This window comes from Streptomyces sp. NPDC029956, from assembly GCF_055574655.1.
In genome coordinates this window covers 38,751-60,116 of sequence record NZ_JBVHZJ010000005.1, presented here as the reverse complement: position 1 = coordinate 60,116, position 21,366 = coordinate 38,751, and the positions used below count along the sequence as shown (strand labels likewise).

Sequence of the window (21,366 nt, the reverse complement as noted above, 5' to 3'; positions counted from 1 at the left end):
GTCAGGACCGCTCTCCGTGCCGAGCCGCCGCCACCTGCCCGAGGACCTGCCGGAGCACCCCGCTGCCCGGCGGGAGCATCGGAGGCTCGTACGACCAGGCGTGGCCGACCCACGGGTCGGCGAGGTGGTCGTCGGGTACGGGGGTGAGCCGGAGGAGCGAGCGCCACAGCGGGTCGAGCAGCGGCCCGTACGCGGACGCGTCCTCCCGGTCCGCCACCATCAGCAGATGGACGCCGACCGACGGGCCCTCGTCGGCGAGGTACCGGAGGCGGGTGACCGCCCGGTCGTCGAAGCCGTGCGGGAAGTCGTGCACGAGCAGCAGCTGCCGGGCCGCGTCCAGACCGGGCGGCAGGGCGTCGGAGGCTCCCGCCCGTACCGCCATCTGCAGCAGGTCGACCCGCTCGGTCAGCTGCTCCAGGACCGCCGAGACCCCTGCCGCGCCCCGGGCCGGCGGGGCCGCGAGGACGCCCGTCTCCACGAGCGGCGCGAGCGCGGCGGCGCCCGCGCCGGCCGGGTCGACGACATGGACGGCGAACGCGCCCGCCGGGTGCGCCGCGAGCAGCCGGGCCGCGTGCGCGACCGCGCAGTCCAGGGCGAGCCGCCGCAGCTCGACCTCGTCGAGGAGTCCGGCGGCCTCGGAGTGCCCTCGGCCGCTGTCCACCCAGAGCCCCCGCTCCAGCGGCAGCCGGACGAGCATGGGGATCCGCAGATCCGTCCGCTCGGGGAGGTGGAGGTCGCCGAGCCGGACGGCCATCGGCTCCTCGGTCGGGCTGCGGTATGCCTGCCAGACGGGGTTCTCCCAGCGGGCGAAGGCGACGGGCAGGGCGGGCTCGACGACCTCGGACTCGGCCACGAGCTGGGTGAGGTCCCGGTCCAGGACCTCCTGTGCCCGGGCGACCAGCTCGTCGTGCCGGGCGCGGGCGGCGGCCCGCGCGGCGTCGTTGGCGCCGTCGGCGCGGGCACGGTAGTCGGAGAGCGTCTGGTCGAGCTCCCGGTCGAGCCGGTTCTCGGCGAACTCGCAGGCGCTGCGGTAGGCGGCGGCGGTCCGGGCCAGGTCCTCGAACATGCCCCACACCTGGTTGTACAGGCGCTCGTCCATGGACCAGCCCGCCGCGTCGCCGGCGACCGGCGTGGGCGGCCCCTGCCGGGGCTCGGACTCGGGCGCGGGCGCGGGACCGGGTGCCGGGGCGGCCTGGCGGCGCGGGTGGGCGTAGTTCACCGGACCGCCGCTCGCCGCCGGGGCGGGCGTGTTCGTGCCGATGCCCGACGGCGGGGTGGGCGTGTCCGTCCCGGTGCCCGACGGCGCGGTGGGCGGGGGGCTCGCCGGGCCGGTCGGCGCCGGGTCCGTGGCGGTCACCGGTGCCGCGCGGCGTACGTGCTCCGCCTCGGGGACGTGCTGCGCGGGAGCGGCGACCGGGGCGGGCCCGGGCGCGACGGTGTCCAGGATCGTCGCGGCCACGTCGGCGGGGCGCTCCAGGCCCTGGTCGCCGAGGAGGGCGGCGAGCCCGCCCTCGTACCCCTGGCCCATGGCGCGGACCTTCCAGGAGCCCTGGCGGCGGTACAGCTCCAGGGCGACGACGGCGGATTCGCTGTCGAGTCCGGTGATCGTGAAGGTGGCGATGTCGGCGCCGTCGGGGCCGGCGACGGCGACGAACGGGGCGGCGACCGTTCCGAAGCGGGCGGCTCCGCCGGCGCGCGGCCCGGGCAGCGCGAGGAGCACCGAGACCCGGTGGACGGCCCCGGGGACGGCCTCCAGGTCGACGGCGAGGCGATGGTCGGCGGCGGCCTGCCCGGGGACGTCGACCCCGGGCAGGGAGGGCGCTCCGGGGTGGGCGATCCACTCCACGCCGGGGACCCTGCCCTGCTCGTCGCCGAGGGTGGCGCCGGCGAGGACAGGGTGACCGGCCGACACCCGGATCTCCAGTCGGGTGTCGGGCAGGGGGTGGTTCTGCCCCCGGACCAGTTCGGCCGTCATCGACTCTGTCCCCTCGGCTTTCGGCGTTCTCGGCGTGGCAACGGGTGCGGTTCATGCGGGACAGCTCCCGGCGGCCTGCTGCCTCCGGGAGCTGTGGGTGGTGCGGTGCGGTCCTGTCTACAGGTGCGGCAGGATCGCGGGCATCAGGTCCTGGAACGTGCGACCGTTGGCCGGGTTGCCCAGGGCGGTCATCTGCCAGCCGGAGCCGACCCGGTGCACCTTCGCCATGATCTGCGCGGTGTAGTTGCCGCCACCGTCGAGGGTGTAGCGCGCGAGCTCCTGGCCGTTCGTCTCGTCGACGATGCGGCAGAACGCGTTCTGCACCTCCTGGAACGTCTGGCCGGTGAACGAGTTCACCGTGAAGACGATCTGGTCGATGTGGACCGGGACCCGCTGGAGGTCGACGAGGATCGCCTCGTCGTCCCCGCCCTGGCCCGCGCCGCCGACCAGGTTGTCGCCGGTGTGCTTGACCGAGCCGTCGTCGCTGACCAGGTGACGGAAGAAGACCACGTCGACCGGCTGCTTGTCCGCGAAGAGGACGGCCGAGGCGTCCAGGTCGATCTCCTGGGTGCGCTTGCCGAAGAGACCGCGACGCGGCGCGGCCTGCCAGCCGAGGCCCATCCGCACCTGGCTGAGGCTGCCCCCACCCTGCTTCTCCAGGCTGATGGCCTGACCCTTGGTCATGTTGACCGACACGCGTTTGCCCCTCTCGTTAGCGTTCCCCGCGCCCGCTGTTCCGGTGCGTGCGGTTGCCGAGCACATTACGCAGCACCACTGACAGCGCGGAGGTGCGGTCCGGTTTTGTGTCGGTCTTGCAACACACCGGACAGCGCGCCGGACCGCGTGCCCGGCACCCCGCAGGACCGCGTGCCCGGTGCTCCGTCGGACCGCGTGCCCGGCACCCCGTCGGACCGCGTCCGGTCAGGCGAGTCCCGCCTCCTTCATCTGGCGCAACTCCTTCTTCAGCTCTCCCACTTCGTCACGGAGCCGGGCGGCCACCTCGAACTGCAGCTCGGCCGCGGCGGCGCGCATCCGGTCGGTCATCTCCTCGATGATCGCGGCCAGTTCGGTGGCGGGCCGGTCCCCGAGTTCGACCGTCGAGCCGGCCTTGCCCCTGCCCTTGCCGCCGTGCGCGGCGAGCGCGGGGACGGGGGCCTTGGCGCCCTTGCCCTCCTTGCCCTGGCGGTATCCGCTGCCGAGGAGTTCCTCGGTGTCGATCTCCTCGCGCGCGATGGTCGCGACGATGTCGTTGATCTTCTTCCGGAGCGGCTGCGGGTCGATGCCGTGCTCCGTGTTGTACGCGATCTGCTTCTCGCGGCGCCGGTTGGTCTCGTCGATGGCCTGCTCCATCGCCGGGGTGATCCGGTCCGCGTACATGTGGACCTGGCCCGAGACGTTTCGCGCGGCACGGCCGATCGTCTGGATCAGCGAGGTCCCGGAGCGCAGGAAGCCCTGCTTGTCGGCGTCGAGGATGGCGACGAGCGACACCTCGGGGAGGTCGAGGCCCTCACGGAGCAGGTTGATGCCCACGAGGACGTCGTACTCGCCGGCGCGCAGCTCGCGCAGCAGCTCGATCCGGCGCAGGGTGTCGACGTCGCTGTGCAGGTAGCGCACCTGGATGCCGAGCTCCAGGAAGTAGTCGGTGAGGTCCTCGGCCATCTTCTTGGTCAGGGTGGTGACGAGGACGCGTTCGTCCCGCTCGGTGCGCAGTCTGATCTCGTGGACCAGGTCGTCGATCTGCCCCTCGGTGGGCTTGACGACGACCTCGGGGTCGACGAGCCCGGTGGGGCGGATGATCTGCTCGACGAAGCCGTCGCCGCGCGAGAGTTCGTACGTGCCGGGGGTCGCGGAGAGGTAGACGGTCTGGCCGATGCGCTCCTGGAACTCCTCCCACTTCAGCGGGCGGTTGTCGAGGGCGGACGGCAGCCGGAAGCCGTGGTCGACCAGGGTCCGCTTGCGGGAGGCGTCGCCCTCGTACATGGCGCCGATCTGCGGCACGGTCACGTGCGACTCGTCGATGACGAGCAGGAAGTCCTCGGGGAAGTAGTCGATGAGGGTGTTGGGCGCGGAGCCGGGGTCGCGGCCGTCGAAGTGCATCGAGTAGTTCTCGATGCCGGAGCAGGAGCCGATCTGGCGCATCATCTCCAGGTCGTAGGTGGTCCGCATGCGCAGGCGCTGGGACTCCAGGTGCTTGCCCTGCTTGTCGAGCTCGGCGAGGCGGCCCTCCAGCTCCCGCTCGATGTCGTTGACCGCGCGCTCCATGCGCTCGGGGCCGGCGACGTAGTGGCTGGCGGGGAACACGTACAGCTCGCGGTCCTCGCTGATGACCTCGCCGGTGAGCGGGTGGAGGGTGGAGAGGGCCTCGATCTCGTCGCCGAACATCTCGATGCGGACGGCGAGCTCCTCGTAGACCGGGAAGATCTCGATGGTGTCGCCGCGGACGCGGAAGGTGCCGCGGGTGAACGCCAGGTCGTTCCGCGTGTACTGGATGTCGACGAAGCGGCGGAGCAGCTGGTCGCGGTCGAGCTCCTCGCCGACCTTGAGCGGGACCATCCGGTCCACGTACTCCTGGGGCGTGCCGAGGCCGTAGATGCAGGAGACGGAGGCGACCACGATGACGTCCCTGCGGGTGAGCAGGGAGTTCGTCGCGGAGTGGCGGAGCCGCTCCACCTCCTCGTTGATGGAGGAGTCCTTCTCGATGTACGTGTCCGACTGCGGCACGTACGCCTCGGGCTGGTAGTAGTCGTAGTACGAGACGAAGTACTCGACCGCGTTGTTCGGCAGGAGCTCGCGGAACTCGTTCGCCAGCTGGGCGGCCAGGGTCTTGTTCGGCGCCATCACCAGGGTGGGGCGCTGGAGCTTCTCGATCATCCACGCGGTGGTGGCGGACTTTCCGGTGCCGGTGGCACCGAGGAGCACGACGTCCTTCTCGCCCGCGCGGATACGCCGCTCCAGGTCGGCGATGGCCGCGGGCTGGTCGCCGTTGGGCTTGTACTCACTGACGACCTCGAAAGGCGCCACCGAACGTTCGATCTTGGAAACGGGCCGCATGCAACCACCGTACGACCCGGCACTGACACTCGGGTGGCGATCGGCTCGGCAGCGGCCCTCCGTCACCAGTCCTGGGAGCGGTGGCCGCCCCGCGGGACGCTCCTGCGGGCCCCGCGCCCGGCGGGCCTGGCCGTCCAGTTGGCGGGCTCGCCGTAGGACGGCACGTGGCGCGGGGCGGGCACGCCGGGGCGGTGCGGGGCGCGGGCGGGGCCCTGCCAGTCCGGGTCTCCCATGACGAGCAGCGGGTCGAACATGACGACGACGGCGGCGAGGATGAGGAAGACCGCCGGCCCGATCAGCATCGGCAGCAGCAGCGAGGTGGCGGTGTCGCCGGTGCCCTTGACGGGCTCCGTGCCGTGCAGGTGGACGCTGACCGCCGACATGGCGGTGTAGTGCATACCACTGACGGCCACGCCCATCACCAGGCTCGCACCGAGGCTGGCCAGAAATCCATGTACGGAGACGGCCGCCCAGAGGGCCGTCGTGGCCGCCACGACGGCGATGACCACGGACGTCGCGACGGTGAGCGTGTCGTACTCGATACGCCCCTGGAGGCGCATCCCGGCCATGCCCAGGTAGTGCATGGTGGCCACGCCGAGGCCGGTGATGGTGCCGCCGGTGACCAGGGTGAGGGCGGTCGCCCCCCGGTATCCGACGATGAAGATCCCGATGCCGACCATCAGGACGGCTACGCCCAGGCTGGCGAAGGTGATGGGCCGGTCGTAGTGGATGGGCGCCCGCTGGACCGAGAAGCCCATCATGGCGATGAAGTGCATGGTCCAGATGCCGGTGCCGATCGACGTGGCGCCGAGGGCGAGCCAGCCCGCCTTGAAGCTGTCGCGGTGGCGGAGCGATCTCGTGGTGCAGCGCAGGCCGAGGGCGCCGCCCAGGCACGCCATGAGAAAGGCCGCCACCGGAGTGACGAGCCCGTAGCTGAATCCGTCGACCGTGCCCTGCATGAGCGTGTGTCCTCCACCCCTGGTGCCACGTCGTCCGAAAACAGTCGGTACCGCTGGGTAGTACTACCGGGGCGAGATTATGGCGCGCCGGGGGCCACGCGACCACGTGACCGGGGAATTTCCGCTCGTGAGACCTGAGCGAGACCGGTTCGTGATCTTGCGATCGATTTCCGGGCCCCGTTGTCGGTGCCGGGTCGTACCGTGGGCGGCATGGACATCGAAGCGGGGCCGTGGGACGGCGGGCGGGCCGTCCCGGTGGAGTGGACGGTCATGGAGTGCCCCATCGGGCCGCTCTTCCTCGCCGCGACCGAGCGGGGGCTCGTGCGGGTCGAGTTCCACGCCGACGCGGCGAGGCGGGACCGGATGCTCGACCGCTTGGCGGCGCAGCTCGGCGCGGAGCCGGTGGAGCGTGCCTCGGGGCTGCTCGCGGGCGCGATACGCCGACTCGACCGGTACTTCGCGGGCGAGCCGGGCGATGTCGCCCTGCCCCTGGACTGGAGCCTGACGGCCGGGTTCAACCGGCAGGTGCTGCGCGAACTGGCAAGCGGTGTGCCGTACGGCACCGTCGTCGGGTACGGGGACCTGGCCGCACGCGTGGGGCAGCCGGGCGCCGCGCAGGCGGTCGGCGCGGCGATGGGCTCCAATCCGCTGCCGGTCGTGGTGCCGTGCCACCGCGTGGTGGAGAGCGACGGCGGTCTCGGCGGCTTCGGGGGCGGTCTGGAGACCAAGCGGCAGCTGCTCGCGCTCGAGGGCGTGCTGCCGACGCCGCTGTTCTGAGGGCGCTCCCGTACGCCGGGCCGGGGGTCTCCGGCCTCGCCGGGAGGCGTTCCCATCAGGTGGGACGACTGGCACACTCACGTAAGTGACCCACACGCCCGGCGCCCCTGACGCCACCCTGCCCGGCCACATACCCGGCCCCGCCCCCGTCACCGACGCCGAGCTCCCCGCGCTGCGCCGGCGCGTCCAGGCGGTGCTCCTCGCCACCCAGATCCTCGGGGGCCTCGGCATCGCCACCGGCGTCGCGCTCGCCGCCGTGCTCGCCAGGGACGTCAGCGGTTCCGAGGCGCTGTCCGGCCTCGCGTCCACGGCGACCGTGGCGGGGCCCGCGCTGCTCGCCATGCCGCTGGCCGCCCTGATGGCCTCGCGGGGCCGCCGGGCCGGTCTCGTCCTCGCGTACCTCATCGGCGCGGTCGGCGCCGGGGTCGCCGTGCTCGGGGCGGTCGCCGAGAGCTTCCCCCTGCTGCTCGTCGGCCTCGTCGGCTTCGGCGCCGGCTCCTCGGCCAATCTGGCGGCCCGCTTCGCCGCCGCCGACCTCGCCGAACCGGACCGCAGGGCGCGGGCCATCTCCACCGTGGTGTGGGCGACGACGATCGGGGCGGTCCTCGGCCCGAACATCGCCGCACCGGCCGGGAAGAGCGTGGCCGGTCTGGGGATACCCGCCACCGCGGGCCCCTTCGTCTGGGCCGCCGGCGTCTTCGTGATCGCGGCGGCCGTGGTGGCCGTGCTGCTGCGCCCCGACCCGCTCCTCACGGCCCGCGCGCTCGACGGGACGGGCGCGGGCGAGGCTCCGGAGGAACGCTCCCTGCGGGCCGGGATGCGGGCCGTGCGGGAGTCCCCGAAGGCCCGCCTCGCGGTGGTCACCGTCGCCGGCTCGCACACCGCGATGGTGTCGATCATGTCGATGACCCCGGTGGCCCTCACCCACCACGGGGCGGACATCCAGCTGATCGGGCTCGTCATCAGTGGGCACATCGCCGGCATGTACGCCTTCTCGCCCCTGATGGGCTGGCTCTCCGACCGACTGGGGAGGCTGTCCGTGATCGGGCTCGCGGTCGGTCTCATCGGCGTGGCGGCGCTCGTCGCGGGCACGGCGGGTCCCAGCCACGGCCGTACCGCCCTCGGCCTGTTCATCCTCGGCCTGGGCTGGTCGGCGGGACTGGTGTCCGGCTCGGCACTGCTCACGGACTCGGTGCCGCAGGCCGCACGGGCGGCGGTCCAGGGGCTGTCCGACTTCATCATGAACACCGCCGCGGGCGTCGGCGGCCTCGCGGCGGGACTGATCGTGGCGCAGGCCGGCTACGGGCCGCTGAACGCGATCGCCGCCTGCCTGCTGCTGCCGATGGCGGCGCTCGCGATCCGCGGCTCGCTCCGGAGGGCGTAGGGCCCCGTACGGTCGGCCGGTGCGACACCCCCGTACGGTCGGCCGGTGCGACACCCCCGTACCTCGGTCGGTGCGGCATCGCGGTCGGTGCGGCCGACGCCTCGGCCGGTGCGGCCGGCGCCGCCCCGGTCAGTGCGGCGCCGCCGGGGAGGACGCCCCGGCCGCCAGCCTGCGTGGGGTGCCCGTGCCGTCGGCCGGGACCGACCAGACCGCTCCCCCGTAGCCGTACGCGAGGGTCTTCCGGTCCGTCCACAGTGCCTGGTCGTCGATGCCGCGCCGCTCGGCGACCGCGTGTTCCCGCCCGGCTGCCAGGTCGTACACGTACAGCCGCCACGGCTCGCCCGGGCCGTCGGAGACCCGCTTCTTGAAGGCGAGCCGGGTGCCGTCAGGGGAGAGCGACGGGCATTCGACGTTCTCCCGCAGGGCCTTGGCGGACCAGTTCCGCATGTCGCCCTCGACGAGATGGGTGCGCCCGCCCGTCGAGACGGTCGCGTAGAAGCGGTTGTCGTCGGCGGCGAAGCTCACCCCCCAGTAGTTGACGTCGGGGGCGTGGTGGCGGCGGCCGCCGAGGGTGAGCGGGATCTGCTCGATGTTCTTCACCAGGTAGCCGGTGCGCAGATCGAGGATCGAGGTCCGGGTGGAGAAGGACGAGCGCGCGTAGGAGTCACCGGTCGCGAACATCGTCCAGGCGAGCATGTTCCCGGAGGCCGAGACCCTGGCCCGGCTGGGGATGCCCGGCAGGCCGATCCGGCGGACCTCGCGCAGCCGCCGGTCGAGCACGAGGGCGTACGAGCGGGCCGGGACGCCCGGCCTGCGCTGGAGGCAGAGGGCGGTGGGCCCGGCCGCGTGGAAGCGGTCGCAGGAGGGGCCGCCGACCACCCGGCCGCCGCGCGCGGACGGGTCCACGCGCGCGATGCGGCCGGTGGCGGTGTCCCGCGCGTAGAGCGCGCCGGTGTGGCGGTCGAGGGTGAAGCCCGGGTCGGCGGTGCCGGCGACGGCGGCCTCGCGGCCCGAGGCCGCGCGCAGCGTATAGGCGGTGGCGCCGCCGCCGAGCAGCAGCAGGGCGAGTACGAGGATCCACACGCGCGTACGGGTGGACGGGCGGGCACCGGTCGGGTCGGACATGGGTCAGTCGCTCCTCTCGGAGGGCTCGGAAGGAGTCGTGGGCAGGAGTCGCGCGGCACAGCACAGGGCCGCCGTGAGGACCACCAGCGCCGCGACGAGCGCGGTCTCCGGCCCGCTCGCGGTCCAGACGGCACCGAAAGCGACGGCGGCACCGAGCCGGGCCAGCGCCTGCGCGGTCTGGACGACGGCGAGACCGCTCGCCTGCCGGCCCTCCGTCAGGAAGGGGCCGGCCAGGGCCATCAGGACGCCGTCGGTGGCGGCGTAGAAAATCCCGAGCAGGAGGAGGACGCCCAGGAGCACCACGGGGTCGGGCAGGGGGGCGAGGAGCAGTCCGTAGGCGGGGAGCAGTGCCCCGTGCCCGTACAGGAGCGGGGCGCGCCGCCCGATCCGGTCGGCGAGGCGTCCGGCGGGGACGGCGAGCAGCAGATAGACGGCGGCTGCGCCGAGCGGCAGGAACGGGAACCAGGTCGCGTCGAACGCGAGCCGACGCTGGAGCAGCAGATAGAGGAAGGCGTCGCCGATGGTGGCGGCGCCGAGGACTCCGGCGCAGATCACGATCCGTCGGTACTCGGGCGAGCGCAGCCCACCGAGCAGCCCGCCACGGGACCCGCCGAGGAACCCGCCACGCGCGCGTGGCCCAGCGGACCTTCCCCGCGCGCGTGGCTCTGCCGTGACGGCGGGTGTCTTCGTGTCTCCCCGTGTCCGCCCGGGGACGAGCAGCATCCACAGCAGGACGCCGAACGCCCCGACGCTGAAGCTGACGGCGAAGACGGCGTCGTACGCGTCGGCCGTCGCCCACAGCAGCGCGAAGGCGGCCAGGGGGCCGAGCAGGGCGCCGGTGGTGTCCATGGCCCTGTGCGTGCCGAAGGCGCGGCCCAGGTCCTCGGGCGGGCTGTGCAGGGTGATGAGGGCGTCACGCGGGGCGGTGCGGACGCCCTTGCCGAGCCGGTCGGCGGCGATCGCGGTCGCGATCCAGCCGGTCGCGCCGCCGGCGAGGAGGAGGCCGAGCCGGGAGCAGGTGGACAGGGCGTAGCCGAGCCCGCCGACCTGTTTGTGGCGGCCGCCGCGGTCGGCGGTGGCGCCGCCGAGAAGCCGTACGAGCGCGGTGGCGCCGGTCGAGAGGCCGTCGAGCAGGCCGAACTGGAGCGGGGAGAGGCCGAGTCCGAGGACCAGGTAGAGCGGCAGGACGGCGGTCACCATCTCCGAGGAGACGTCGGTGACCAGGCTGACCGCGCCGAGGGCGAGGACGGTGCCGGGGACGCGCCGCCGGACCCCCGAGGGGGCGGGCGGCGCGTCCGGGCGACCGGTGGTCGCGAGGTACATCAGTGGCAGGTGTAGGTCGGGCCGGAGTCCTTCACCTGGTTGTCGGTGCCGACGTACTGCCAGGTGTAGGTGGTGTCGGTGAGGTCCAGCTTCAGGACGCCGTACGGACCGCTGATCCGCTTCTGGCTGTTGGGCTGGACGGTCTCGATGTCGTAGGGCTCGGCGCCGCCCATGCCGCCGACGATCTCGACGATTCCGTCGGCGGTGGCCCGCCCGTCGGCGTCCTGCGGGGCGAAGCGCTCGTAGTGGTGGTCGTGCCCGTTGAGCACCAGGTCGGCCTTGGCCTTGTAGAGGATCTGCCAGACGGGCTTGGAGACGGGGTCGTTGCCGTGCCCGCCGGAGGAGTACAGCGGGTGGTGGAAGTAGGCGGCGACGCAGCCCTTGGTGTTCCGTGCCAGGTCGTCCTTGAGCCACTGGATCTGGGCGGCGTCGTCGAAGGAGTTGGAGTCGAGGGCGACGAAGTGCCAGTTGCCCTGGTCGTAGCTGTAGTACGACTTGCCCTGCGGGTAGGCGATCGAGCCGAAGTAGGACTTGTAGCCGGCGAGCGGGCCGGCCGGGTCGTAGGTCTCGTGGTTGCCGGGCACGGGGCGGGTCTTCGCCTTGAAGGCGCCCCAGGACTTGTCGTAGTAGTTGCGGAAGTCGGAGAGCAGGGCGTCGTCGTACTGGTTGTCGCCCATCGTCAGATAGAAGGACGGCGCGATCCGCTGGGCCAGGGCCGCGGTCTTGGGGTGGGCGCAGGAGCTGCTGGAGGCCGTGCACTGGGCGGCGATGTCGCCGGCCGCGACGACGGTGAAGGCGCCGGTGGGCGGCTCCGTGCTGCCGGTGGTGCCGTAGACCTCGACCGAGAAGAGCGAGTAGCCGTACGAGGTGCCGCGGGCGGTCCCGTACACACGGAGGTGGCGGCCCTGGCCGGTGAGTCCGGTCCAGTCGTCTGTGGCGCCGTTCCCCGCGGTCTCGTTGGCGAGGCGGGTCCAGGTGGTGCCGTCGGTGGAGATCTCGACGCGGTAGGCCTTGGCGTACGCGGCCTCCCAGACGAGCTTGACGCGGGAGACGGTGGCCGAGGGGCCGAGGTCGACCCGGATCCACTGGGGGTCGACGCCTTCGGCGCTGGCCCAGCGGGTGGTGGAGACGCCGTCGAAGGCCTTCTCCGGGCCGAAGGTGCTGTCCTCGACGGAGGAGGAGGTGGCCGGCCGGCCCTGGGAGATCAGGACGTCGGCGGCGGCTCCGGCCCGGTCCGGGAGGGCGAGCAGGAGCCCGCCGACGAGCAGCAGCACGGCGGCGAGGACGAAGGGGAGAGGGGTGGTGGTGCGGCGTGGTGGGGCGGAGGCGTTCAGGCGCATACCTGGGCTCCCTGGCCTGTGGGGTCGGCGAGAGCTGGACACCGGTGCGGCGCACCACGGGTCTGCCGCGCGGCAGCGGGCCGGGGCGCCCGTGCCGTGGGGTACGGACACGGGCGACCGGCCGGGTGGCGATTCGGGCGCCACACGGCGGGGTGGTGCTCGGCGGCCGGGTCAGAGCTCTCGCTGAGCGCGTCACGCCCCTTGGGGTGGGGCGCCGCGCCAAGCCGCTGTCGGGGATGCTAGCCGATAGGAAGGTTTCCTACCAGACCCCGAACTCGGGTCTGACCGACGCGACTTCAGGCACTCCGGAGACTCCGGAGAGGGGCGGGAAAGGCAGGAGGGCAGAGACGTCAGAAGCATCAGAGACTGATGTGGTACGCCTTGCGCAGGGTCTCGTGCACGGTCCAGGTCGTCCTGTCGCCCTCGCGCAGCACACAGGCATCGCCGGGCCCGATCTCCAGGGTGGCCCCGCCCTCGACGGCGACGGTCGCCCGGCCGGAGACCACCACGAAGAGCTCGTTGGCCTCGGTGTCGGTGACGACGCCGGGCGTGATCTGCCAGATGCCGCGCAGCTGCTTGCCGTCGGCGGACTCCCACAGCAGCTTGCCCGTCACCTCGGGCGTACCGGAGACGATCTGGGCGGGGTCGAGCGGCTCCGCCTCGAGCTCCGCGTCGGGGATGTGCACGGCGAAGGTGGGCTGGTCATGTGTCGTCATGGGCGGTGACTGTAGCGGGGGTCCGGGGTCGCCCCGAGGCCGGGACCGGCTGGACGGGCGCCCTCCGTTTCAACTCCCACCAGGCACGATGCCCGGAACCCGGCGCGACGACGAAATCCGCACGACCCCTTCGGCGCAGCGCCGGACGGGTGGCGCGTCCGCTCCGGACCACCCCGCCGGGCACCCCGGGACGGAATCCGAAGGCGCCCCTACGGTGTGGCCGGAGCTCGCCACCGAGGTTTGCCGGGCCTGTGGTCGCGCCAGGAATGGGACATGTCCACACAGGTGTCCGAAGAGGTACGCGAGGCGCTCCACGAGGGGCGTCCCGTCGTCGCGCTGGAATCGACGATCATCGCCCACGGCCTGCCGCGCCCGCGGAACCTGGCGGTGGCCCTGGAACTGGAGGAGCTGGTGCGGGCCGGAGGCGCCGTCCCCGCGACGATCGCCGTGGTCGACGGCACGGCCAGGGTCGGTCTGGACCGGCCGGCCCTGACCCGGATCGCCGAGGACCCGGCGGTACGGAAGCTGGGGCACCGTGACCTCGCCCCGGCCCTGGCGTCCGGCGTGACCGGGGCGACGACGGTGTCGGCGACGGCCTGGCTGGCGGACGCGGCCGGCATACGGGTGTTCGCGACCGGAGGCCTCGGCGGTGTCCACCGCGAGTGGACGGACACGCAGGACGAGTCCGCCGACCTGAGGCTGCTCGCCCGTGTCGGCACCACCGTGGTGTGCGCCGGGGTCAAGTCGATCCTCGACGTGCCCGCGACGCTCCAGCGCCTGGAGACGCTCGGCGTGACGGTCGTCGGATACGGCACGGACCACTTCCCCGGCTTCTACCTCGCCTCCTCGGGCGAGCCGGTCGACTGGACCCTGCGGACCCCGGAGGCGGTGGCCGAGGTGATACGCGCCCAGGACCGGCTCGGCGGGCCGCGGGCGGCGCTGATCGTGGCCAATCCGGTGCCGGTCGCGGAGCAGTTGGATCCCGCACTCCACGACCGGGTGCTCGCGGGCGGCCTGGCGGCGGCGAAGGAGAAGGGGATCACCGGGCAGGCGGTGACGCCGTTCCTGCTCGAATACCTGACAGTGCACACGGAAGGGGCGTCCCTGGAGGCCAACCTGGCGGCGGTACGGGGCAATGTGCGGCTCGCGGCGAGCATCGCGGGGGCGTACAGCGCGGGGGCGCACGGCTCGGGGGCGCACGGCTCGGGGCCGTACGAAGCCGAGGCGCCCGGTGTGGGCGGCCGGTGAGCCGGGCGGCGGGTGCGCTGCTCGTCGTCGGGGACGTGGTCACGGATGTCGTCGCCCGGCACCGGACCCCGCTGGCGCCCGCGACCGACACGGCGGCGGAGATACGGACCCTGCCGGGCGGCGCCGGAGCCAACGCGGCCTGCTGGGCGGCGCGTTCCGGATGCCCTGACGTGCGCATCCTCGGCCGGGTGGGGACGGACGCGGCCGACTGGCACGAGCGGGCGCTGCGGCGCGCCGGTGTGCGCCCTCTGCTCGTCCCGGACGCCGAGGCGGCGACGGCGAGCGTCATCGCGCTCGTGGACTCATCGGCGGAGCGCACCTTTCTCACCGACAGCGGCGCCGCCCTGCGCCTCTCCCCCGGCGACTGGTCGGCAGGCCTGCTCGACGGCGTGGCCCGGCTGCATCTCTCCGGCTACCTGTTCTTCGCCGCTCCGAGCCGCGAGACCGCCCGTTCGGCGCTGCGGGACGCACGGGAGGCGGGGGTGCCGGTGAGTGTGGATCCGGCGTCGGCGGGGTTCCTGGCGGAACTGGGGGTGGACCGCTTCCTCGCGGCGACGAACGGCGCGGAGGTGCTGCTGCCCAACGCCGACGAGGCCCGGTCGCTGACCGGGTACGACGAACCGGATGCGGCGGCGGCCGAGTTGAGCCGCCGGTTCCCGCTGGTCGTGGTCACCCTCGGATCGGCGGGCGCCCTGGTCGCCGAGGACGGCTCGGTGACCGCGCGGGTGACGGCGCCCGTGGTCCGGGCGGTGGACTCCACGGGCGCGGGCGACGCGTTCACCGGCGCCTTCCTGGCGGCCCGGCTCGCGGGCGCGGACCCCGCGAAGGCCGCCGAGGCAGGCTGCCGCGCCGGGGCGGAGGCGGTCACGGTGGTCGGCGGGAGACCGCCGACCGGGCCCCCGGGCGACTGACGCGGGGAGGCCGGCGAGCACGGGACGGAGCGCGAAACCCCGCCCCGGCTCTCTAGCTGCCGAAGCCCGCCCAGGCCGGATGGCGCGGGTCGTCCGCGCGGACGACCACGTCGGCGGCGGCGCCGGGATCGACCTCCGACTCGTACCGGGCGAAGGCCGGCAGGGTCCAGGCCTCCTCGGTGCGCCGGGCGAGGGCTGCGACCGAGAGACGCAGGTGCACGGTGAGGTCGAAGGGGAACCAGTGGCCGAGCAGGAAGGGCCCGTGCAGGACGAGCACCCCGCCGGGCGGCAGCGTCACGTAGGGGCTGCGGGTCGCGCGGTCCTTCACCGGGTCCCACAGGTCGGGCAGCACCCGCCCGCTGCCGCCGGGCTCCAACGGCCCGAAGACCTCCCGCCACAGCGCCCCGGTGTCGGTCCACCCGTCGTAGTACGCGTCCGGGTCCTGCTTGCCGTACTCGTACCGCAGCGAAGCAGGTCGCAGGAAGCCGCCGGTCCCCGCGACGAGGACGGAGCGCCCGCGTGTCCGCAGCGCCCCGGCGAGCTGCTCTGCGAACTCGCCGCCGGGCGCGGCAGGCGGCCCGTCGACGGCGACCTTGAGCCGGCTGCTGCCGTCGGCCGGCGTGGCCCCGTCGAGCCGACGGGCGAGCGCCTCCGCAAGCCGTTCCCAGGTGATCGCCTCGTATCGCATCCCGCTCATCCTGCCCGCTGCTGCCCCTGACGTGCCCCGGCCGGCACCCCCGGCACTACTGTGACCGGCGCCGGGCGACGACCGCACGGTCCCGCGAAGGAGAGGTTCCGTTCCCCATGAGCCGGCGTCAGCAGCCACTGCCCTACGAGACCACGGGGGCGGCCTCGCCCTGCCGCCGGGCGACGAGGAGGTGTGCCGTCGATTCTATGTGGACGTGCTGGGCATGACCGAGATCCAGAAGCCTCCGGTGCTCGCGGCCCGCGGCGGCCTGTGGGTGCGCTCGGACGCGCTGGAGATCCACCTGGGGGTCGAGGAGGACTTCCGCCCGTCCCGCAAGGGGCACCCTGGCATCCTCGTCGCCGACATCGACGGCCTGGCCCAGCGGCTGACCGCCCGGGGCGTCGAGGTGACCTGGGACGACGCCTTCCCGGGACATCGGCGCTTCCACACCACCGACTGCCACGAGAACCGGCTCGAATTCCTTTCACCTGAGCACTGACGCCGAACGCTGACGCCACGCACTGACGCCGAGCGCTGACGCCGCGCATCGGGCTTGACCTTGTCACTGGCGTCACTGTTTGACCATCAGAGCCATGGATACCAACACGCCCACCAGAGTCGTCGTCATCACCGGTGCGGGTACCGGCATCGGCCGGGCCGCCGCTCACGCCTTCGCCCGGCAGGGAGCGACGGTCCTCGCCGTCGGCCGCAGGGCCGAGCCGCTGCGGGAGACCGCCGAGGGGCACCCCGGCATCCACCCGCACGTCGCCGACGTCACGGCGGAGGGCGCGGCCGAGGAGATCGTCCGCGCCGCCGTGACCGGCCACGGCCGCCTCGACGTGCTCGTCAACAATGCCGGGATCTCCCTCGGCGGCCCGCTCGGGACCCTCGACCGCTCCGTGATCACCCCGCTCCTGGAGACCAACCTCGTCGCCCCCGTCCTGCTGACGCAGGCCGCCCTGCCCTCGCTCCGGGAGTCACGGGGCGTCGTGGTGAACGTGACGACGACGATCGGCCAGCGGGGCTGGCCGGGCAACTCCGTCTATCCGGCGACCAAGAGCGCCCTGGAGACACTGACCCGCTGCTGGGCGGTGGAGCTCGCGCCGGACGGAGTCCGGGTGGTGGCCGTCGCCCCCGGTCCCGTCGAGACCCCGATCGCCGACCACATGGGTCTCTCCCCCGAACGACTTGCGGCGGTACGGGCCTGGCAGCTCGCGCACGTTCCGCTGGGCCGGATCGGCCGTCCCGAGGAGGTCGCCTGGGCGATCACCTCGCTCGCGGCGCCCGACGCCTCCTTCCTGACCGGCACCGTCCTGCCCGTCGACGGGGGTGCGCTGGTCGCGTGATAGGAGTGGTCGAGGAGGTGGCGTCCTTGCGCATCGGTGAACTGGCCCGGCGGACCGGGGTGTCGCCGCGCGCCCTGCGCCACTACGAGGCGGCCGGCCTGATCGCGTCGACCCGGGCGGCGAACGGATACCGGGTGTACGGCGAGGACGTCGTGACGCGCGTGTCGAACATCCGGTACCTCCTTGACGCCGGCCTCACCCTGGACGACGTGTCCGCGTTCCGTTCCTGCCTGGACGGTGACATGCCCTCGGCCCCGCCGTCCGCCCGCGGCCTGGAGATCGCCCGCGAGCGGCTGGCCGTGCTCGACGCGCGGATCGCGGCCCAGACCGAGGCCCGTGACCGGCTGGCACGAAGCCTGGGCGTGGTGCCGGACCGGGGCTGAACCCCGGGGACGGGCTGAAGTCCGGCGAAGGACCGACCCCCGGGGATGGCCCGATCCCCCGCATCCGCCTACGACACGGCGGCCCGCACGGGCCGTTCCAGCGTCGCGCGCCCCGTCTCGATCGCCTCGGCGAGCGTCGACTCCCCGCCCGCGAGGGCCCGGCAGGTCGCCGCGTCGATCCGGAGCCGGGCGTCCGGCACCTCGGCCGTACCGGCGCCGTACACCCCGTCCCCGTACGAGACGGCCCCGTCGCCCTCGACCCGTACGTGGAACTCGCCCTCGTCCAGAGTCACCTGGACGACCCCGGCGCCCAGCTCGGCGAGCGCCCCGAGGAGGGGGATCGCGTACCAGTGGGCGCGGACGGCGTCGGTGGGCCGTGGTTCGCCCAGGTCGGGCGCCCCCCAGGCGGCGAGGGTACGCAGCACGGGCAGCAGGTCGCGGCCGCGTGGCGTGAGCTCGTACACGAACGCCGACGCGGGCGGCGGCAGTCGGCGTCGGGTGACCAGCTCGGCGCTCTCCATGTCCTTGAGGCGGCCGGCGAGCATGTCGGTGCTGACGCCCGGGAGGTCGGCGTGGAGGTCGGTGTAGCGGCGCGGCCCGGCGAGGAGTTCGCGGACGACGAGCAGGGTCCAGCGGTCGCCGACGAGGTCGAGGGCGCGCGCGGCGGCGCAGTGCTGGTCGTAGCTGCGGCGGCGTGGCTGACGTGGCATGCGACGCAGTCTAGACATGTTGTTGGACTTTCCAAGCTCTCACTTGGTAAAACCAAGCAACACTGATTCCGGGGACCTGGGGAGGTCGGACATGGAGTTCCGGCAGTCGAGCAAGCTGAGCGAGGTCTGTTACGAGATCCGAGGCCCGGTCATCGAGCACGCCAACGCGCTGGAGGAGGCGGGCCACAGCGTCCTGCGCCTCAACACCGGCAACCCGGCGCTCTTCGGCTTCGAGGCGCCCGAGGAGATCGTCCAGGACATGATCCGGATGCTCCCCAAGGCACACGGGTACACCGACTCGCGCGGCATCCTCTCCGCCCGCCGGGCCGTCGCCCAGCGCTACCAGGCCATGGGCCTCCCCGAGGTCGACGTCGACGACGTCTTCCTGGGCAACGGAGTGTCGGAGCTGGTCTCCATGGCCGTGCAGGCCCTGCTGGAGGACGGCGACGAAGTCCTGATCCCCGCCCCCGACTTCCCGCTGTGGACGGCGGTCACCACCCTCTCGGGCGGCAAGGCCGTGCACTACCTGTGCGACGAGTCGGCCGACTGGTACCCGGACCTCGACGACATGGCTTCGAAGATCACCGACCGGACCCGTGCCGTCGTCATCATCAACCCCAACAACCCCACCGGCGCGGTCTATCCGAAGGAGATCGTCGAGGGCATCCTCGATCTCGCCCGCCGCCACCACCTGATGGTCTTCGCCGACGAGATCTACGACCAGATCCTCTACGACGAGGCCGTCCACTACCCGGCCGCCTCTCTCGCCCCCGACCTGGTCGTCCTCACCTTCGGCGGGCTCTCCAAGACGTACCGGGTGGCGGGCTTCCGCTCCGGCTGGCTGGTCGTCACCGGCCCGAAGCAGCACGCCAGGAACTACCTGGAGGGCCTCACCATGCTGGCCTCCATGCGGCTCTGCCCCAACGCCCCCGCGCAGTACGCCATCCAGGCCGCGCTCGGCGGCCGGCAGTCGATCCACGAGCTGACCGCTCCGGGCGGCAGGCTGCGCGAACAGCGCGACCGGGCCTGGGAGAAGCTCAACGAGATCCCCGGTGTCTCCTGTGTGAAACCGAAGGGGGCGCTGTACGCCTTCCCGCGCCTCGACCCCGCCGTGCACAAGATCCACGACGACGAGAGGTTCGTCCTCGACCTGCTCCTGCGCGAGAAGATCCAGGTCGTCCAGGGAACCGGCTTCAACTGGCCCCGCCCGGACCACTTCCGCATCCTGACCCTGCCGTACGCCGACGACCTCGACGCCGCGATCAGCCGCATCGGCCGCTTTCTGAGCGGCTACCGGCAGTGACGTGACACCCCCTCGACTGTCATGATCTGAGGGCCTGAAGATCCTTCGGGCCGATGGACAGGACGGCAGGACGGGAGGGGGCGCCCGGTCATGGATGTGGCGCTGATAGCGGTGGCGGGGACCCTGTTGGGTGTCATCGCCACACACTGGTTCCAGGGGCGGGCCACCGAGCGCACCGCCTCGCTGGCCCGGACCGAACAGCTCCGCCAGGAGCGGATCGCGACCTACAGCGCCTACGCGGGCGCGGTCGTCGACTACCGGCACAGCCAGAACGACCGCTGGTTCCGGGCGGCCGAGGAGCCGGGCTCCGAGGAGGCGGAGGAGTCCCGGCACGCCTCCTACCGGCAGCGGACCGCCGCCCGGCAGGCCCTCTTCCGCGTGCAGTTGGTGTGCGACGACCCGCAGGTCCGACGGCTGGCCGAGGCCGCCTTCGAGGAGACCCACTGCATGCACGAGGCGCACGGAGAGACCGAGCGCGCCCGTCGCTCGGCGGAGGCGAAGGAAGCGCTCGCCGAGTTCATCGCCGCGGCCGCACCCGGCGTGCGCTAAGCGGGGCCGGGACATGGACCTCGTCGCACCCGTGGTCGTCGAGCCGCTCAAGCGCCGCCGCTGCTCGGAGTGTCGGCAGGGACCGCTCGAGCGGATGATCGTCGAGTTCAACGCCCCGGTCTGTCTCGACTGCGCCGACCTCGGGCATCTCGTCTTCCTGCGGCGGGGCGACACGGCGCTCACCCGCCGGGCCCGCGAGGGAAGCACCCTCTGGGCCGTGGTCGTACGCCACAACCGGCGCCGCACCCGGTACGAGCGTCAGGGCCTGCTCGTCGAGGAGGAGGCGCTCGCCGAGGCGGAGTCGTCGTGCCTAGCGGACGCGGAGGCCCGGGCCAGGCGCCGGGCGCGGGACGCCGCACGGCGCGCGACCCTCGACGTGGAGATCACCGAGGTCCTCCGGACGGAGATCCTGCGACTCTTCCCGTCCATCCCGGCGGACCGGGCCACGGAGGTCGCCGTCCACGCCTCGGCGAAGGGCAGTGGGCGGGTGGGGCGCACGGCGGCGGGCCGCTCGCTCGACCGCGGCGCCGTCACGGCCGCGGTACGCGCCTCCGTACGCCATCTCGACACCCCCTACGACATCTTGCTGATGCAGGGTGTTCCTCGGCACCAGGCCCGGACGAGGGTGGCACCCACCATCGAGGCGGTGCTCCGGGCCTGGCGTCGCGGCGGCGGGAAAGCCGACGGCCGGGGGCGCGGCTGACAGCTCGGGTGTCAGCCCACGTCGTCCCGGCCGTGGGGCGGAACCGTCAGGCCTGGTCCCCGGCGCGGCGGGCGCGACGGTACAGCAGGGCTCCACCGAGCAGCAGGGCGGCGCTCGCGGCGCCGGTGTACCCGATGCTGTCGGAACCGGTGGAGGCCAGCGCGACCGTGCTCGTCTCACCCTGCGGAGCGGGGAGCGGGACGGGCTTCGCCGTCTCGGTCTCGGTCTCCGGCTGCGGAACCGGCACGTTCCGAACGGGGGTCTGCGGGCGCGGCGTCGGCGTCTCGACCGGCGGCGTGGGCTTCGAGGGGCCGTTGACCGACGTGTTGCCGAACACCGGGTTGAGAATGCCCACCACGTTGACGGAGTTGCCGCTGATGTTCGCGGGGAGGTCGACGGGCAGCTGAAGGCCGTTCCCGGAGAGCACGCCGGGAGAGCCCGCGACGTGGGTCTCGGCCGTGGACCCGCCGCCGTTGGCGGAACCGCCGTCGGAGGAACCGCCGCCGTGCGAGCCGCCCGCCTGCTCTCCGCCGCGCGGGGTGCCGGGCTCGTCCTTGTGGGAACGACCGCCGTCCTCCGAGCCGTAGCCGTCGGGCTCCTTCTCGGCGGAGCGGTTCGCACAGCCGTTGCCGAAGGCCGGGTTGAGCAGGCCGACGACGCTGACCGTGTTGCCGCAGACGTTGACCGGCACGTGCACCGGCAGCTGAACCGTATTGCCGGAGCCGACGCCCGGCGAACCGACGGCGGCGCCCTGCGCGCCGGAGTCGGCGTGCGCGGCGCCGGCCGAGAGGGCGATCGCCCCACCCGTGACCAACAGTGTGGCCAGACCACTTCGGCGAATCTGCCTCATGGCTTCCTGCCTTCCGGAGGTGTGC

At 73.2% G+C, this 21,366-nt stretch carries 21 protein-coding genes; 10 read left to right on the top strand and 11 right to left on the bottom strand.

Going from position 1 to position 21,366, the window contains the following annotated elements; translation table 11 throughout:
• Position 1: 1 nt before the first annotated feature.
• The 4 genes from ACZ4XX_RS05410 to ACZ4XX_RS05395 form a co-directional block, all read right to left on the bottom strand.
• Positions 2-1,975: a TerD family protein gene (locus tag ACZ4XX_RS05410; protein ID WP_468506641.1), complete on the bottom strand. Its 1,974-nt coding sequence runs from the start codon at positions 1,973-1,975 to the stop codon at positions 2-4.
• A 117-nt stretch (positions 1,976-2,092) separates the two neighbouring features.
• Positions 2,093-2,671: a TerD family protein gene (locus tag ACZ4XX_RS05405; protein WP_030325289.1), complete on the bottom strand. Its 579-nt coding sequence runs from the start codon at positions 2,669-2,671 to the stop codon at positions 2,093-2,095.
• Between the two features lie 225 nt (positions 2,672-2,896).
• A complete protein-coding gene (gene uvrB, locus ACZ4XX_RS05400) occupies positions 2,897-5,026 on the bottom strand; it encodes an excinuclease ABC subunit UvrB (protein ID WP_468506640.1) in 2,130 nt (709 codons plus the stop codon).
• Positions 5,027-5,088: 62 nt separating this feature from the next.
• Positions 5,089-5,985: an MHYT domain-containing protein gene (locus tag ACZ4XX_RS05395; protein WP_468506639.1), complete on the bottom strand. Its 897-nt coding sequence runs from the start codon at positions 5,983-5,985 to the stop codon at positions 5,089-5,091.
• 210 nt (positions 5,986-6,195) lie between these two features.
• Here ACZ4XX_RS05395 and ACZ4XX_RS05390 point away from each other — a divergent pair, with 210 nt between their 5' ends.
• Positions 6,196-6,762: a methylated-DNA--[protein]-cysteine S-methyltransferase gene (locus ACZ4XX_RS05390; RefSeq protein WP_468506638.1), complete on the top strand. Its 567-nt coding sequence runs from the start codon at positions 6,196-6,198 to the stop codon at positions 6,760-6,762.
• 85 nt (positions 6,763-6,847) lie between these two features.
• On the top strand, positions 6,848-8,146 hold the full coding sequence (locus tag ACZ4XX_RS05385; RefSeq protein WP_468506637.1) for an MFS transporter: 1,299 nt from the start codon (positions 6,848-6,850) through the stop codon (positions 8,144-8,146).
• Between the two features lie 129 nt (positions 8,147-8,275).
• Here ACZ4XX_RS05385 and ACZ4XX_RS05380 read toward each other — a convergent pair whose 3' ends face one another.
• The 4 genes from ACZ4XX_RS05380 to ACZ4XX_RS05365 all read right to left on the bottom strand — a co-directional run bounded on the left by ACZ4XX_RS05380 (position 8,276) and on the right by ACZ4XX_RS05365 (position 12,650).
• Positions 8,276-9,271, bottom strand: coding sequence for a TolB-like translocation protein (locus ACZ4XX_RS05380; RefSeq protein WP_468506636.1), 996 nt, complete (start codon positions 9,269-9,271; stop codon positions 8,276-8,278).
• A 3-nt stretch (positions 9,272-9,274) separates the two neighbouring features.
• A complete protein-coding gene (locus ACZ4XX_RS05375; RefSeq protein ID WP_468506635.1) occupies positions 9,275-10,594 on the bottom strand; it encodes an MFS transporter in 1,320 nt (439 codons plus the stop codon).
• The gene (locus ACZ4XX_RS05370; RefSeq protein ID WP_468506634.1) at positions 10,594-11,934 is read right to left on the bottom strand and encodes a discoidin domain-containing protein; all 1,341 of its coding nucleotides are present in this window, start codon (positions 11,932-11,934) and stop codon (positions 10,594-10,596) included. Before ACZ4XX_RS05370 ends, ACZ4XX_RS05375 begins: the two co-directional genes overlap by 1 nt.
• A 359-nt stretch (positions 11,935-12,293) precedes the next feature.
• A complete protein-coding gene (locus ACZ4XX_RS05365) occupies positions 12,294-12,650 on the bottom strand; it encodes a cupin domain-containing protein (RefSeq protein ID WP_468506633.1) in 357 nt (118 codons plus the stop codon).
• Positions 12,651-12,923: 273 nt separating this feature from the next.
• On the opposite strand from ACZ4XX_RS05365, the gene ACZ4XX_RS05360 reads away from it, so the two are divergent.
• Together ACZ4XX_RS05360 and ACZ4XX_RS05355 are read left to right on the top strand one after the other, a co-directional pair.
• Positions 12,924-13,898, top strand: a complete 975-nt coding sequence (locus tag ACZ4XX_RS05360; RefSeq protein WP_468506632.1) for a pseudouridine-5'-phosphate glycosidase — start codon at positions 12,924-12,926, stop codon at positions 13,896-13,898.
• Positions 13,895-14,809 carry a carbohydrate kinase family protein gene (locus ACZ4XX_RS05355; RefSeq protein ID WP_468506631.1) on the top strand — a complete coding sequence of 305 codons (915 nt, stop codon included), beginning with the start codon at positions 13,895-13,897 and terminating at the stop codon, positions 14,807-14,809. Before ACZ4XX_RS05360 ends, ACZ4XX_RS05355 begins: the two co-directional genes overlap by 4 nt.
• 52 nt (positions 14,810-14,861) lie before the next feature.
• Here the strand turns inward: ACZ4XX_RS05355 and ACZ4XX_RS05350 are convergent, their stop codons facing one another.
• Positions 14,862-15,497: a nucleoside/nucleotide kinase family protein gene (locus ACZ4XX_RS05350; RefSeq protein WP_468506774.1), complete on the bottom strand. Its 636-nt coding sequence runs from the start codon at positions 15,495-15,497 to the stop codon at positions 14,862-14,864.
• A gap of 223 nt (positions 15,498-15,720) precedes the next feature.
• Between ACZ4XX_RS05350 and ACZ4XX_RS05345 the strand changes: the two genes are divergently transcribed.
• The 3 genes from ACZ4XX_RS05345 to ACZ4XX_RS05335 all read left to right on the top strand — a co-directional run bounded on the left by ACZ4XX_RS05345 (position 15,721) and on the right by ACZ4XX_RS05335 (position 17,226).
• Positions 15,721-15,996, top strand: a complete 276-nt coding sequence (locus ACZ4XX_RS05345; RefSeq protein WP_468506630.1) for a VOC family protein — start codon at positions 15,721-15,723, stop codon at positions 15,994-15,996.
• A gap of 94 nt (positions 15,997-16,090) precedes the next feature.
• On the top strand, positions 16,091-16,843 hold the full coding sequence (locus ACZ4XX_RS05340; protein ID WP_468506629.1) for an SDR family NAD(P)-dependent oxidoreductase: 753 nt from the start codon (positions 16,091-16,093) through the stop codon (positions 16,841-16,843).
• A 26-nt stretch (positions 16,844-16,869) separates the two neighbouring features.
• Positions 16,870-17,226: a MerR family transcriptional regulator gene (locus tag ACZ4XX_RS05335; protein WP_468506773.1), complete on the top strand. Its 357-nt coding sequence runs from the start codon at positions 16,870-16,872 to the stop codon at positions 17,224-17,226.
• A 68-nt stretch (positions 17,227-17,294) separates the two neighbouring features.
• On the opposite strand, the gene ACZ4XX_RS05330 is transcribed toward ACZ4XX_RS05335, so the two are convergent.
• Positions 17,295-17,936, bottom strand: coding sequence for a winged helix-turn-helix transcriptional regulator (locus ACZ4XX_RS05330; RefSeq protein ID WP_468506628.1), 642 nt, complete (start codon positions 17,934-17,936; stop codon positions 17,295-17,297).
• Between the two features lie 91 nt (positions 17,937-18,027).
• Between ACZ4XX_RS05330 and ACZ4XX_RS05325 the strand changes: the two genes are divergently transcribed.
• The 3 genes from ACZ4XX_RS05325 (at position 18,028) to ACZ4XX_RS05315 (ending at position 20,491) form a co-directional block, all read left to right on the top strand.
• Complete coding sequence (locus tag ACZ4XX_RS05325) at positions 18,028-19,239, top strand: pyridoxal phosphate-dependent aminotransferase (RefSeq protein ID WP_468506627.1); 1,212 nt, start codon at positions 18,028-18,030, stop codon at positions 19,237-19,239.
• 90 nt (positions 19,240-19,329) lie between these two features.
• A complete protein-coding gene (locus ACZ4XX_RS05320) occupies positions 19,330-19,788 on the top strand; it encodes a hypothetical protein (RefSeq protein ID WP_468506626.1) in 459 nt (152 codons plus the stop codon).
• Between the two features lie 13 nt (positions 19,789-19,801).
• Positions 19,802-20,491 carry a DUF2293 domain-containing protein gene (locus tag ACZ4XX_RS05315; RefSeq protein ID WP_468506625.1) on the top strand — a complete coding sequence of 230 codons (690 nt, stop codon included), beginning with the start codon at positions 19,802-19,804 and terminating at the stop codon, positions 20,489-20,491.
• A gap of 46 nt (positions 20,492-20,537) precedes the next feature.
• Here ACZ4XX_RS05315 and ACZ4XX_RS05310 read toward each other — a convergent pair whose 3' ends face one another.
• A complete protein-coding gene (locus ACZ4XX_RS05310; protein WP_468506624.1) occupies positions 20,538-21,341 on the bottom strand; it encodes a chaplin in 804 nt (267 codons plus the stop codon).
• Positions 21,342-21,366: the final 25 nt, after the last annotated feature.